The sequence below is a fragment of the Photobacterium sp. 270122K genome (assembly GCF_059941365.1).
On the sequence record NZ_JBPOEN010000005.1, the window covers coordinates 240,482 to 253,729 of the forward strand.

The window sequence follows — 13,248 nt, forward strand, 5'->3', positions numbered from 1 at the left end:
GAAAAACAGCCAAGTCACTACAAAACCATTACAATCCCTTACATCACACTCACAACCGTAAGAAAATCAATACGTTTAGTTACAGATTGTGGCTATTTTTTGCTTGTTTATTCTGCCAGATCTTGCTTGTTAATATACCCAAAAGACACGTTCTGCATTCCTATTACTTTACCGTCTCTCTCCGTTACTACGTAACGTCTACCCTGCAAGTTTATTCTGTGGTTTCACGTTGTGACACTCCCCCTGCAAAAATATCCGCTACAGTGTTATATAACAGTATGTTGTGATAGCGCCATGAATGGCAACGCGGTGCATGGGAAACGGCATACGCGATAATAACAGGGAGTGAACAATGGTAAAAACGGTCTTAGTGGTTGGCGCGTCAGGGTATGTGGGGTCGCATTTGGTACCGGAACTGGCCAATGCGGGTTACACGGTTAAAGCCACAGGGCGTAACCTGAACGTGCTCGAAAAGCGCGGTTGGGAAGCAACCGGCAACGTCACCCTCCACCACCTTGACCTGAATGCACCGGATAACCTCGATGATTTGCTCACGGATATCGACAGCGTCTTTTTTCTCGTTCACGGCATGAACCATGGTCATGACTTCATTGACATTGAACTCGATGCCGCGCGTCGTTTTTCCGATGCACTGAAAAGTAATGCCATAAAAAACAACACGGTGAAACACGTTATTTATCTGGGCGCCTTGCAGCCTGCTGACGGGCATTCCAAACATTTGTCGGCCCGTAAAGCCACGGGGGATATTCTGCGTGAAAGCGGTATTCCCACGACCGAGTTGCGCGCGGGCATCATCGTTGGCCCCGGCTCGGCCGCCTTTGAAGTCATGCGTGATTTTGTCTATCACCTGCCTGTTCTGCTGACACCGAAATGGGTGACATCACGTAATTCCCCCATTGCACTGCGTAATGTCATTCACTATTTACTGCAATTACTCACGCTGCCGCCGCACACCCACCGCATCATGGATATGGCCGGCCCCGAGAACCTGTCTTACCAAGACCAACTGCGTAAACTAGGCAAACTCGCCGGAAAGAAAGTACGCATTGTACCGCTGTCCTTCCTGACACCGTCCTTTGCGGCGATTTGGCTACGATTTATTACATCGGTGCCGACCAATATAGCCAGCGCCCTGATCGGCGGGCTACGGTTTGATCTCCCTGCTGATGGCCATGATTTGCAAACATTAATCCCGCAAAAGCTGCTCTCATACGATGAGGCGATCCAACATTCTTTAAGCCATGAATCGGAAGTCGTTAGAAACGAAATTTGGGGCTTTGATCCCGATGCCCTCGCGCGCTGGCAAAGTGGCTATGGTTACTACCCCAAACAGGCCGGTTACACCCTGAAAACCGATGCCACGTGTGAGCAATTATGGCGCCAAGTGCAATTGGTCGGTGGCAAGGAAGGTTACTTCTATGCCAATTTCCTTTGGCGTATCCGTGAATGGATGGATGCCGCCATTGGCGGGGATGCCCTGCACCGTTATCGCCGCGATCCTGATACCTTACAACTGGGTGATAAAGTGGATTCATGGAAGGTCATCAACCTTGAACCTAACCGTTTCCTTTCCCTGCTGTTTGGCATGAAAGCCCCGGGGTTAGGCCGATTGGAATTCACCATTGAAGACAAAGGCGATCACCGTGAAGTCGATATTCGTGCATGGTGGCACCCGGCGGGATTTTCTGGCCTGCTCTACTGGTTTGCCATGATGCCTGCCCACCTGTTTATTTTCCGAGGTATGACCCATGCGTTGGTCAAACGCTGTAAAGCCAAAGCACAAGAGGGGAAAACAGAGACGGTTTAATAGGGCTTAAAGGGGTGAGGAAAAGCAGGAACAAGGTTCGAGTCAGCGCGTCGCGAGTAAAAGCGAAAGCGGGATGAGGGCCTTGTTTTTATCGTTTCTGCCATTAAAAAACGTTTGAATTTGTTCGAAAAAACATTATCTAGCAAGGATATGCATCATAAAAACATACATTAATAACAGCAACACCACTATCTAATCAATGACTTAAACATAACTCTGATTACTTTTCTCGTTACCTTAATTGTAACTTTTTACTTAAAAATCATAATGTTATGAAATAAAAGGCTGTTTGAGCACATGTTCACGTAGTATACTCGTCATGTTTCTTCAATATTTCGAGGGCTACAAATGAAAGTTCATTCAATCTATCTGATAATTATTATTGCCACATGTGGAATTTTATTTGTTGGTGGAGAGTTTTCACTAGGCAATCAAATAATTAATATTGAATTTAAAACAAATGGTTTAGCCAATGTAATCATCGAAGAATAATCATTGATTTTGTTAATTTCATATATTGATTATGTTTTATGCCCTCACTTAACTGATGAAAAACGGGCCTCTCAGCCCGCTTTTCATTTGATTCAACCGATCATAAGGACGATCAGAAGTTGTAACGCACACCCACAGTGACGCCTTGAATAGACACTTTTACGTCATCAAAATCAGCGGTGCGGTAACGGTAGCCAATGCCGACATCAACGTTGTTGAACATGTAACCCACCTCTACACCCGCCTGGTAGGTGAATTTAGAATCCGAACCTGATTGACCAAGTACTTTGGCTTCGCCGTTCATTGTGCCGGCACCAAAAATGAAAGCACTGTAAAGGTTGTTGTTCGGGGCGGTGAATTTTGGACGGAAGTTAACATAGTATGCATCACCATCTACGCTCACGCCTTTCACAAATTCTGCTTGGCCGAAGTTTTGGTATTCCAACTCCAAGCCCAAATCAACGTTTGGCGTCATTGTGAAGCTGTAACCGCCGTAAACGTTAACACCTAAATCATTTGTCTCATCAATGGAGCCCGCCTCTTTTAACTCGGTTTTATTGCCGAGCGCGAGATCAGCACCGCCATAAAAGTGATCGCCAGCGAAGGCACAGTTGCTGAAAAGAAGGGATACAAGAAGGAGCTTTTTCATTTTTGAAACCACATGTACTGCAAAAGCGCACATAGTAAGGCGTTAATGTGCACTTAGGCGTGACATTGATCACTTTTTTATATATGAGATTTCAGGCAATATATTACCATCGCGCCTACTTTGACAGACACAGCTGATCTGTGAAGACACAAAAAAAGCGGGCATCAGCCCGCTTTTTCATTGGGATCCATCTATCCCCTGCCCTTATTCGGCTGGGGTTTCTGGCAAGTGCTTACCGGCGTTATTCGGATAAACCACATACTCACCGTGATACTTCACGATAGATTTATAGTCAGTCACTTTGTACAGCAACATGCCCTGCTTGTACGCCTCTGCCAGTAGTTGCTTCACGTCACCACGAACAAACAGGGACAATGGTTTCACGAGTTCGCCGTCTTCGGCAAAGGCCAATTTGGCTTTCGCGGCACACACCACCAGCGAACCTTGACCGTCAGTATGGTGCGTCACCTTACGGTTCACTTCATACTCGGTAGCAACGATCCACTCAGCTTGCTCAAGGACGGCATACAAAGCCGTAAATTGTGACAAGGTCACGGCGTTAGCTTGCTCACCATCGCGAGGAATACCCGCGTAAACACGCTCAATATCGATAAACTGCTGCTTCAGTTGCGCGTGTTTACCCATGCTGCGTGATTGTTTCTGCCAGCTCACCAACGTATCGACTACGCAGGTGTCATAACACTGCTGTTTAATGGCCTTGGTAACCCAAGCACTGAAAAAGTGCGTTTCGCTGATTGGGTTTTTAGGCGTTTTGCCCATTGCTTGTGACTCCGCAAGGTCTTGAAGACCATTCGAAACCACTTTATAAATTTCTTGATAAAACGTAGCCATGTGTTTCCTTAAGCATTACGCGATAACGACCAGTAAAATCCCGCCGACAATATTGCACAGGCAGCCATAGACAGGGCCATCGGCCACACGGTGGCATCCGGCATCATCGCCACCAAACCACCAATCACGGTACCCGTACCAAAACGCATGGTGCCGGCAAGTGACGACGCTGTACCTGCCATGTGGGGATACTTGCCCAACAAGCATGCCATGGTATTACTACCGATAATCGAAATCGTACCAACAAATAGCATGACAGGGATAACTACCCCCCACAAGCCTAGGTTAAGCAGTTGGCCGCAAACCAAGCCCAGACCGGCGATTAACTGCACACTCAGGCCAAATCTTAGCATCCAGTGTGAGCCTTTCTTTTTCACCAGACGACCGTTAATGCTGGTCATCACGATCAAGCACACCACATTCAAGCCAAAGAGTAGACCGAAATACTGCGTACTGACGTGGTAAAGATCAATATAAACAAAGGCGCCCACGGTTAAGAAGGTGAACATGCCAGCAAACGAGAAACCACTACAAAAGATCAAACCCACCGCTTGTTTGGTGGTCAGCATTTTTGCGTAGTTACGCAGTGTCGAGCCTAAATGGAACGGTAACCGTTTTTCAACAGGCAAGGTTTCAGGGATTTTGACGCCCACCGCCACAATGATGAGCAACGCAAAGCCCGCCAACACCCAGAAAATGGATCGCCAACCAAACCAGACCGCTAAATAGCCGCCCAACATGGGCGCAATCAGCGGCGCGACGGTCATGACAAGGGTGATAAACGACATCATCCGCGCAAACTCTTCACGCTCGAACATGTCTCGCACTAACGCCTGAATGATCACAGCCGCCGCGGCACCGGCAAAGCCCTGTGCGGCACGTACCCACGTGAGCTCCACAATGCCTTGCGACATCGCACTGAACATCGCCGCAATCGCAAAGGCAAAAATACCGATCAACAAGATCGGTTTACGGCCATAGCTGTCCGCGAGCGGACCATGCAATAACTGACCAATGGCAAAGCCGGCGGTATACGCGGTTAGCGTTGTTTGTACCAAGCTGGGCGACACCGCGAGATCACGCGCAATGGTCGGCATCGCGGGAAGGTACATGTCAATCGCAAGCGGTGTTAAGGCGCCAATCGCACCTAAAATCAAAATAAATGGCAAACTCAACGATGGGCCGTCTTTTGTCGTCATAGGGACTCTGTGGGAAAGAAAATGATCAAAATGGCGGGCATTGTACGATGAATCAGCTGAATAAACTCTTTCTTAGCAAGAAATAGTCTCGGTCTAACAGTGTTTAGCGATAAAAAAAGGAGGGTTTCCCCTCCTTCTGATTTCATCATGGCGTAAAGCCACGATGCATACTGACTGGTTATGGCATGAATGCAGCGATTTCTTCTGCTGTTAGCTGACGGTATTCACCCGGCTCTAACGCTTCATCTAACGCAACAGGGCCAATTTGTGCACGGTGCAGACCCACGACACGGTTGCCAACAGACGCAAACATACGCTTCACTTGGTGGTACTTGCCTTCTGAAATGGTGATCACGGCTTCGCGTTCACTCACAATTTCCAGCTTCGCAGGACGTGTTAGTTCATCTTCCCCACGCAACTGCACCCCTTCAGCAAATAGCTGAATGGTTTCTTCCGGAAGCGGGTCAGCCAACTCAACAAAGTACACCTTCTCACAATGATGGCGAGGCGAGGTAATACGGTGTGACCATTGACCATCATCCGTTAACAATACTAAGCCTGTTGTATCGCCATCCAAACGACCGGCAACGTGCAGCTTTTCAGGGCTCACAATATCCAGTAGAACAAACACGGTCGGATTATGATCATCCACATGTGAACACACGAAACCTTGCGGCTTATTCAGCATGAAATAACGCGGGCCTTCAAAACGTAGAGGACGGCCGTCAAATTCAACGTCGCAGTCATCGGTCACTTTCAGCGCAATGCTTTTTGTGATTTCGCCGTTCACTTCAATACGTTTTTCTTTCAACACTTTCGCCGCTTCTCTGCGGGTGATGCCGAGTGTGGTACACAGGAATTTATCAAGCCTCATTACTGGCTCCAGAGGGTACTAAAACGCCTATGATACAACTTATCTGGCGACTTCACATTACCATTGTCGGTTTTGAACTAAAATTGAAGCACGTAAATAAGTCCGGCGAGGTATGTGCATTGATGCAATGTGCCCGCCATGCGATTGACCCGAAAGTTCCGTGCATTTTTTCAGAATTTAACTAACCTCAAACTCTCGAACATTTTTTGAAGATTACCACCTCAAACAATGGACGGAACGCATGTTGATTTCGTATAAAAAGACAATCTCCTTACCTTTCGGTGAGGATGCCTAACTGCAAAGGTCTCATTATGAATATCTCACTTGTTGCGCCAAGTCTCTCCTCCATGGATATGTTGCTCAAACTGGTTGAAGAACTGTTTGAGTATGAAGTGCTTCCGCAAAAAAAAGAGCAGACACAACAGGCGATCCATCAATTACTCAGCAACCCAGAGCTCGGCCAAGCCTGGCTGATTGAAATCGAAGACGGTGGCGAGAAAAGCATCGCTGGACATATCATTATCAGCTACAGCTTCAGCCTTGAACACGGTGGCCGTATTGGCCTTATCGATCAGTTCTATCTGAAGTCTGATTGGCGACAGCAAGGTATCGGTACCGATCTACTGCCAAACATTGAACGACACCTCACAGCGGCTGGCGTTAACGCCTTGTCGCTTGAAGTGAATATTGGTAACCGTGGCGCGAGAAAGTTCTATGAAAAGCATGACTTTGTCCCACGCCGTCAATTCTGCATGATGACAAAAGTGCTTCATCCTGAAGAAGTGCCGCTAACCATTGCCTCGTGAGCACGCCCATATAACGCGCAACTGAATTCACAACGCGCGGCCCTTGATTCTCAGAACAGTCCTCGCACTGCATACAACCTCGGTATACAAGCTCTATATCCGTTCGTTGAATGTGGTGCGATTCTTTTTCATCTCCTCGCATATCCGAGTGCCAACCAGTACACTAGCCACAGATCTCCCATTGAACAGCGTCTGACCCAAGCTATGTATACTCTCCGCCCCTATCAACAAGATAGCGTGAATGCCACCATCCACTATTTCAGAAAACACAGCACACCTGCCGTTCTTGCCCTGCCTACCGGTGCTGGGAAGAGCTTGGTCGTGGCCGAATTAGCGCGCATTGCCCGCGGGCGAGTCTTGGTACTGACGCATGTGAAAGAATTAGTGGAACAAAACCACAGCAAATACGAAAGCTATGGCTTAAAAGCATCGATTTTCTCTGCCGGATTAGGCCGTAAGGAAACCGACAAGCAAGTGGTGTTTGCGTCGGTGCAATCGATGGCCAACAGCTTGGATCTCTTCGCCAATGAGTTTTCCCTGCTAGTGATCGACGAGTGCCACCGCGTGCCCGATGACGAAAATAGCGCGTACCGCCGTGTGATCAGCCATGTGCAAGCCATTAATCCCGGCATCAAAATTTTGGGCTTAACCGCCACGCCATACCGTTTGGGGATGGGCTGGATCTACAAATACCACACGCGCGGTCAAGTCCGTACTGAGCAAGACCGCTTCTTCCAAGATTGTATTTTTGAACTGCCGATCCGCTACTTGCTGGATGAAAACTTCCTTACCGAACCGAAAGTGATGGACATGGCGGTGCTCGGCTATGATTTCTCCAGCCTTAAACCGTCAGTCAACGGCCGCTATAAAGAAGCTGATCTCGACAGTGTGATTGAACAGTCGCAACGTGCCACACCGATGATCATCGATCAAGTTGTCGACTACGCGAAAGATCGCCGCGGCGTAATGATTTTTGCGTCCACCGTGAACCACGCCAAAGAAATCATGGGCTACCTTGCCCATGAAAACGCCGAACTGGTCGTCGGTGATACCCCATTGGATGAGCGAGATCGCATCATCAATGCCTTCAAGCGCCAAGAGATCAAATACCTAGTCAATGTGTCGGTACTGACCACAGGCTTTGACGCTCCGCATGTGGATTTAATTGCGATTTTGCGCCCTACCGAATCCATCAGCCTGTACCAGCAAATTGTTGGTCGTGGTTTGCGCTTGTTTGAAGGCAAGAAAGATTGCTTGGTACTGGAATATGCCGGTAACTGTTACGACCTGTACCAACCGGAAGTGGGCGATCCCAAACCGAACAGCGACAGTGAAGTGATCATGGTGCCCTGTCCGGCCTGTGGCTTTAATAACAGCTTCTGGGGCAAGTTGGATCCTGCCGGCTTTTTGATTGAGCATTACGGCCGCCGCTGTCAGGGCTACTTTGAAGACGACGACACTGGCGAGCGCGAAGAGTGCGGCTACCGTTTTCGCGCGAAATACTGTGAAGAATGCGGCGCAGACAACGACATCGCTGCCCGTCGCTGCCATCAGTGTGATGCAGTAATGGTGGATCCGGATAAAAAGCTGCGTGATGCATTGAAGCTGAAAGACGCGATGATCATGACATGCACCGACTTTCGCTTAGAGCCGGGCAAGAACAAGTTTGGCAAGCCTCAATTGAAGGTGATTTATATTAGCGATGAAGAGGCTGAGATCAGCGAAGTGTGGCCACTCTCGACCAAAACACAAAAAACCGAGTTTTTGAAGAAATTCATTAATCCCCACTTGGTGGATCGCCATCGCCCGTTTACGGACACCGCGCCAAGCAAAGTGGCCAACAACGAGCACCGCCTGCGCCCGCCGGAAATCATTATCGCGCGCAAGAGCGGCCGATTCTGGGCAATCCGAGACAAGTTGTTTGATCTCGACCAATACCAAAAGCAAGATGCTTAACGCGCAAATGCGCTAAGCATAAGCAACACCCAAAGTGCCGCAATTCGATGCCAGCTCCCCTCTCTTTTTAAGGTGGGGAGCGGGCATATAACATCAGTCATCGGTCAGCGCCTGTCTGTTCGGTAACACTTATTTGGTAAAGCTTATGCGATGAAGCTTATTCGATAAAGCTTATTCGATAAAGCTTAGCCTCTCGTCCCAAACGTTTTGTTTTCAAGGTACTTCAACGCCGCTTGGCAGTGTTGGCGACGGGCTTTATCCGCCATCATCATTTCAGCGGCAGCCATATTGCCCGCCTCGTAATTCAGTAGACTGTCTAATTCGGCATGGTAGCGAGTCAATTCTCGCACAATGCTTTTCTTGTCATATTCACTGGCAAGATCGCGAATCGTATTGAGGGTGATATCTGTTGCACTGGCTTCTTGGCTATCAAACGCGTTTGACGAAACAGCAATGCTGCTCCTCACTTTCTCTTTCAGCGTCACAAAAGACGCATTATTCGTCTTCGTATCCATGATTCACTCATCAAAATTAGTTATCAACATGATGAAATTACGTTGATTTTATGATCGCGTACACTATTTTCATGTTTCCTTCATTAAAAAGTGGGAGGTTCACCGCACTTCCTTGTCAGATTCACCCCCCACTCACTTACCATTTTATGCTCTTTTCGAGGCCCCCCAACGAGGCCATCGCAATGAAAGTGGTTGGAAAACAACCATAAAATAGCGTGCAGTGTGAGTATTTCTAACGATACGGTGATAATTTACGTCATTGACTAAATTTGATGGGTTTTATGCTTGCTGCTGACGGACAACATTGGTAATATCCGCGCTCGATTTATGACATTGAGTAAGGTCGCATTACTTGGTGGATCATGGATCTTATTACTAACTTAAAGAGTATTTAAGATGAAATTTGAAGCAGTACTACGTACTGACCTAGGTAAAGGTGCGAGCCGCCGCCTACGTCACGCAAACAAGTTCCCAGCAATCATCTACGGCGGCGAAGCTGCTCCGATCGCTATCGAGCTAAACCACGACGAAGTTATCAACCAGATGGATAAAGCTGCGTTCTACGAAGCAATCACTCTAGTTGTTGATGGCCAGGAAATCCAGGTTAAGCCTCAAGATATCCAGCGTCACGCGTTCAAGCCAAAAGTTGAGCACATGGACTTCAAACGCATCTAATTGCGGGTTCATACTCTTCAAAAAAGCGCCTTTATGGCGCTTTTTTTTGGTTCATCGCGGCTTTCCGGGGAAAGCCGCTTTGATCTTTAAGAAGAAGTAATCGGTATCTCGGTAACCATAGCCCATCCGTTTTATTAATTTTATCTTGTTATTGATCCCTTCAAGCGTACAGGTGTTCAACGGATAGCGTGCTGAAGCGGTAATCCCATGAAGGTAAGGACTGAGCTTTCGGGCAAACTCTTGTAGGGGTTTAATTCCACTTTCATTGACTTGAGCCCACCACACCTTCCATAAGCTCTTTGCCTGATGCTCTGACTCACAACGCCAGAGTTCCTTCAACTGTGCGCCCAATACATAGGTCGTCATCAAGTCCTTATTTATCTCCAATATTTCATTGAGATAGCTGTTCTGCTGTGTATTTAAATTATCTCTATTTTTCAATAATACCCAGCGTGACCGCTTTACCCATTGCCTCGCTTTCTTATCATGTTTTAGCTTATTGGCTTGGTCGACTCTGACTCTATCCATCACTTCTCGACCGAACTTTGCTACAACGTGGAACAAGTCATAAACAATACGTGCATTTGGGCAATGCGCTTGAACCTCAAGATCAAAAGCCGTATTCATATCCATGGCTACCGCTTCGATATTCTTGCCATGTTCGCCTAACAACTCGAAGAATGGTCGTATATCTTTGCGGCTGCGACCTAGACCAATCCAGATAACCTGATGACTTTTCGCATCTGCAATGACAGTGGCGTAGCGGTGCCCCTTAAAAATGGCGAACTCATCCATGACGAGTTGCCTCAATTCACCCCATTTAACTTGAGGTACCACTTGTTGAAGCCGGCGCTTATCTATCTCTTTGATGGTGTGCCAATGCACTCCTGTCATCTCGGCGATATGCTTGATCGGCAAAAGAGGCAGCAGTTGTTCGATATAACTTCGCATGCGATTGGTGATACGAGCATAAGGCTCCAGCCAAGATAATCGCTCCGTTCTAATACCGCAGTGACTGCATTTAATCCGCCGAGTTTGAACAAAGAGTTCAACTGGCGTTCCAAGCAGCGTTGCTTCCTTCACGTTACGCCATTGGTACTCATGCACGGATTGAGCATTAAGTCCGCAAGGGCACTTTGCGATAGAGTGAGGTTCAAGCGTGAGCGTAATAAGTGATGCAGTCTGATGAGACTTTACTATCTGAAAGCCTTCCCAGAATGAAGATAGGAAAGTATGATTCGGCATGAAAACGGTAGTTTGTGTTGGTTTTGTTTGGCGATAAAACTCTATCACTTACTACCGTTTTTGTTTTGAGTTCCCGCTTATCCGCGATGAACCTTTTTTTATGCCTGCAGATTTTATACTTGTAGAAAACACCCTGACAGTTAAAACAAAGGCTGTTGCGGATCCGTATTTTCACCCCTCCCCCCTTCTTCACCTTGCTGTGCAGCCCGTCTTGCACGCTGCACCCGTAAATAGCGTTGGCGACAAAGGCGCACCACATTGCGTTTTTGTTCATTCGTCAGATGTTGCCAATGAAAACGCTCTTCACGGCTACGATAGCACCCTTTGCAATATCCGCGATCATTGGCTTGGCACACGCCAATACACGGGCTGGGGATCGGAAAAAAATCTAATTGCTCCACCGTGTTATTCCCCTTCCTCGTTCTGCGTTTAACGGTCTGATAAAGCCTTAAATACCTGATAAAACAAGTATAGCGGCATTTTCATCCACGCTTTCAATGACGTGATATCGCAGCAGAATTGTTAATGTAATTCATCAATGTTAATAAAGATGACATTAACGAACTTGCCAATTAAACAATTTTTTTGCTAGTCTGAGAGAGTTATCAGGATAAATAACGCTATTTTTTGAATGCAGTCACTATTGTCTGCTATCTCACTTGGAGGGAACCATGGATTTTTTTGTACCATCGGCAACAAGCCCACAGCAAGCAGAAGCCATTTTCAGCTCTATCGCGACGCACATTGCTGCACCTGAACAAGCGCAGCGTGTTTATAAACTGTCATGGGAACATGAAGGGCAAACGTGCACATGTGAGATTGGCCAACCCCTGCCTGATGTTTTCCGCGTTGAAGAGACCGTCCTTGCCATTTTTGATTGTGGGGATGAGTACCAGATCTGTACCCCTAACCGTGGTGCCATCAAGTTTGAGCCCGTGCATGCCGCCAAAGCAACCGTTACGGATGTGCAATTTTTCAATTGATCTGCCGTGATTAACCGTATGAATTGAAGCACACGTATAGATCTGCGCTGATCCTCACGATCCAAAAAACCCGCATAATGCGGGTTTTTCTTTACGCGAAGATCATGCGGTCATGGCAAGATCACACCGTCACACCCGCTTCGGCGAAACTGGCCATAGTGTTATAAAACTCGGCAGATGCGTACACTAATGGCACCGCCAATACTGCGCCCGTGCCCTCACCCAAACGCAGTGACAAATCCAACAACGGTGTAGCATCGAGTAATGACAACGCCAAACGGTGGCCTGACTCATGCGACTGATGTGCAAAAATCATGTAATCACGGGCTTCTGGTTGAATACGCGTAGCAAGTAACGCTGCTACCGTCACGATAAAGCCGTCCACCAGCACAGGGGTTTGTTTATCCGCCGCCCCCAAGAAAGCACCGACCATCTGCACAATCTCAAACCCACCCACTTCGGCTAACGCAGCATAAGGATCCTGACTGTCACAACGCGCTACACCTTGTGCTACCAACGCTTGTTTCAGAACCAATTGTTCTGGAGAAATCCCCGTCCCTAATCCCACGCATTCTGCCACCGGTTGACCAGACACTGCGGCCAACAGTGCCGCTGCACTGCTGGTATTTCCAATGCCCATTTCCCCAAACATTACCAGATTGCTGCCGCCGTCAATCACACGCTGCACCACGCTTTTACCGTATGCAATGCCTTGCGCCACTTGGTCTGCATTCATCGCCGCTTGTTCCGCAAAATTCGCGGTGCGATCACCCAACCGCTGAGACAGCAATAGTGGGGAGTCCGTCTCTACCGGATACAAAATACCGCAATCGACCACATTCAATGCCACGTTACTGACACGACAGAAACTGTTCACCGCCGCACCACCGGCCAAAAAGTTCAGCACCATCTGCTGCGTGACAGCACTCGGTGCGATGCTCACGCCAGCATCGGCAATACCATGATCACCAGCAAAAATCAGCAACGAGGGCTGCGTCAGAGTAATGGTATCAACTGCTGCCGCCTTCCCCTGACTTTGGATCATCGCCAACTGAAAAGCGACAAACTCTAGTTGACCAAGCGCACCGACAGGTTTGGTTTTTTGATCGATCCGCTGTTGGATCGCATCTGCATACTGGGTGTTCAACATCATGTATTCTTTGCCTTATTTTAC

13 protein-coding genes are annotated in these 13,248 nt (G+C 47.8%); 5 read left to right on the plus strand and 8 right to left on the minus strand.

Annotation, left to right across the window (positions count from 1 at the left end; genetic code table 11):
• Window positions 1–352 precede the first annotated feature (352 nt).
• On the plus strand, window positions 353–1,828 hold the full coding sequence (locus tag ACSF8W_RS11580; protein WP_500847479.1) for a DUF2867 domain-containing protein: 1,476 nt from the start codon (window positions 353–355) through the stop codon (window positions 1,826–1,828).
• Window positions 1,829–2,432: 604 nt separating this feature from the next.
• Here ACSF8W_RS11580 and ACSF8W_RS11585 read toward each other — a convergent pair.
• From ACSF8W_RS11585 to rsuA, 4 genes are all read right to left on the minus strand, one after another.
• Window positions 2,433–2,969: an outer membrane protein gene (locus tag ACSF8W_RS11585; protein ID WP_500847480.1), complete on the minus strand. Its 537-nt coding sequence runs from the start codon at window positions 2,967–2,969 to the stop codon at window positions 2,433–2,435.
• Between the two features lie 204 nt (window positions 2,970–3,173).
• Complete coding sequence (locus ACSF8W_RS11590; RefSeq protein WP_500847481.1) at window positions 3,174–3,821, minus strand: DUF2913 family protein; 648 nt, start codon at window positions 3,819–3,821, stop codon at window positions 3,174–3,176.
• 8 nt (window positions 3,822–3,829) lie between these two features.
• On the minus strand, window positions 3,830–5,020 hold the full coding sequence (locus ACSF8W_RS11595) for a Bcr/CflA family multidrug efflux MFS transporter (protein WP_500847482.1): 1,191 nt from the start codon (window positions 5,018–5,020) through the stop codon (window positions 3,830–3,832).
• Window positions 5,021–5,198: 178 nt separating this feature from the next.
• The gene (gene rsuA / locus ACSF8W_RS11600; protein ID WP_500847483.1) at window positions 5,199–5,894 is read right to left on the minus strand and encodes a 16S rRNA pseudouridine(516) synthase RsuA; all 696 of its coding nucleotides are present in this window, start codon (window positions 5,892–5,894) and stop codon (window positions 5,199–5,201) included.
• A gap of 311 nt (window positions 5,895–6,205) precedes the next feature.
• Here rsuA and ACSF8W_RS11605 point away from each other — a divergent pair, with 311 nt between their 5' ends.
• Together ACSF8W_RS11605 and radD are read left to right on the plus strand one after the other, a co-directional pair.
• Window positions 6,206–6,700 carry a GNAT family N-acetyltransferase gene (locus ACSF8W_RS11605; RefSeq protein ID WP_500847484.1) on the plus strand — a complete coding sequence of 165 codons (495 nt, stop codon included), beginning with the start codon at window positions 6,206–6,208 and terminating at the stop codon, window positions 6,698–6,700.
• Between the two features lie 204 nt (window positions 6,701–6,904).
• Window positions 6,905–8,656, plus strand: a complete 1,752-nt coding sequence (gene radD / locus ACSF8W_RS11610; RefSeq protein ID WP_500847485.1) for a DNA repair helicase RadD — start codon at window positions 6,905–6,907, stop codon at window positions 8,654–8,656.
• A gap of 185 nt (window positions 8,657–8,841) precedes the next feature.
• Here the strand turns inward: radD and ACSF8W_RS11615 are convergent, their stop codons facing one another.
• Window positions 8,842–9,171: a hypothetical protein gene (locus ACSF8W_RS11615; protein WP_500847486.1), complete on the minus strand. Its 330-nt coding sequence runs from the start codon at window positions 9,169–9,171 to the stop codon at window positions 8,842–8,844.
• Window positions 9,172–9,567: 396 nt separating this feature from the next.
• On the opposite strand from ACSF8W_RS11615, the gene rplY reads away from it, so the two are divergent.
• Entirely contained in the window at window positions 9,568–9,846 is a 279-nt protein-coding gene (rplY, locus tag ACSF8W_RS11620; protein WP_428477651.1) for a 50S ribosomal protein L25, read from the plus strand.
• A gap of 51 nt (window positions 9,847–9,897) precedes the next feature.
• Here rplY and ACSF8W_RS11625 read toward each other — a convergent pair whose 3' ends face one another.
• A complete protein-coding gene (locus ACSF8W_RS11625) occupies window positions 9,898–11,091 on the minus strand; it encodes an ISL3 family transposase (protein ID WP_500847551.1) in 1,194 nt (397 codons plus the stop codon).
• A gap of 140 nt (window positions 11,092–11,231) precedes the next feature.
• A complete protein-coding gene (locus tag ACSF8W_RS11630) occupies window positions 11,232–11,492 on the minus strand; it encodes a DUF1289 domain-containing protein (protein ID WP_500847487.1) in 261 nt (86 codons plus the stop codon).
• Window positions 11,493–11,762: 270 nt separating this feature from the next.
• Here ACSF8W_RS11630 and ACSF8W_RS11635 point away from each other — a divergent pair, with 270 nt between their 5' ends.
• Window positions 11,763–12,074: a hypothetical protein gene (locus tag ACSF8W_RS11635; RefSeq protein WP_428477653.1), complete on the plus strand. Its 312-nt coding sequence runs from the start codon at window positions 11,763–11,765 to the stop codon at window positions 12,072–12,074.
• A gap of 121 nt (window positions 12,075–12,195) precedes the next feature.
• On the opposite strand, the gene cobT is transcribed toward ACSF8W_RS11635, so the two are convergent.
• Complete coding sequence (gene cobT / locus ACSF8W_RS11640; RefSeq protein WP_500847559.1) at window positions 12,196–13,224, minus strand: nicotinate-nucleotide--dimethylbenzimidazole phosphoribosyltransferase; 1,029 nt, start codon at window positions 13,222–13,224, stop codon at window positions 12,196–12,198.
• Window positions 13,225–13,248: the final 24 nt, after the last annotated feature.

Excerpts from the sequence above, each read along its gene's own strand:
- ACSF8W_RS11595 (WP_500847482.1), bottom strand. The coding sequence starts at position 5,020 with ATGACGACAAAAGACGGCCCATCGTTGAGTTTGCCATTTATTTTGATT.
- rsuA (WP_500847483.1), bottom strand. The coding sequence starts at position 5,894 with ATGAGGCTTGATAAATTCCTGTGTACCACACTCGGCATCACCCGCAGA.
- ACSF8W_RS11605 (WP_500847484.1), top strand. The coding sequence starts at position 6,206 with ATGAATATCTCACTTGTTGCGCCAAGTCTCTCCTCCATGGATATGTTG.
- cobT (WP_500847559.1), bottom strand. The coding sequence starts at position 13,224 with ATGTTGAACACCCAGTATGCAGATGCGATCCAACAGCGGATCGATCAA.
- ACSF8W_RS11590 (WP_500847481.1), bottom strand. The coding sequence starts at position 3,821 with ATGGCTACGTTTTATCAAGAAATTTATAAAGTGGTTTCGAATGGTCTT.
- ACSF8W_RS11580 (WP_500847479.1), top strand. The coding sequence starts at position 353 with ATGGTAAAAACGGTCTTAGTGGTTGGCGCGTCAGGGTATGTGGGGTCG.
- ACSF8W_RS11625 (WP_500847551.1), bottom strand. The coding sequence starts at position 11,091 with ATGCCGAATCATACTTTCCTATCTTCATTCTGGGAAGGCTTTCAGATA.
- ACSF8W_RS11615 (WP_500847486.1), bottom strand. The coding sequence starts at position 9,171 with ATGGATACGAAGACGAATAATGCGTCTTTTGTGACGCTGAAAGAGAAA.
- radD (WP_500847485.1), top strand. The coding sequence starts at position 6,905 with ATGTATACTCTCCGCCCCTATCAACAAGATAGCGTGAATGCCACCATC.
- rplY (WP_428477651.1), top strand. The coding sequence starts at position 9,568 with ATGAAATTTGAAGCAGTACTACGTACTGACCTAGGTAAAGGTGCGAGC.
- ACSF8W_RS11585 (WP_500847480.1), bottom strand. The coding sequence starts at position 2,969 with ATGAAAAAGCTCCTTCTTGTATCCCTTCTTTTCAGCAACTGTGCCTTC.
- ACSF8W_RS11635 (WP_428477653.1), top strand. The coding sequence starts at position 11,763 with ATGGATTTTTTTGTACCATCGGCAACAAGCCCACAGCAAGCAGAAGCC.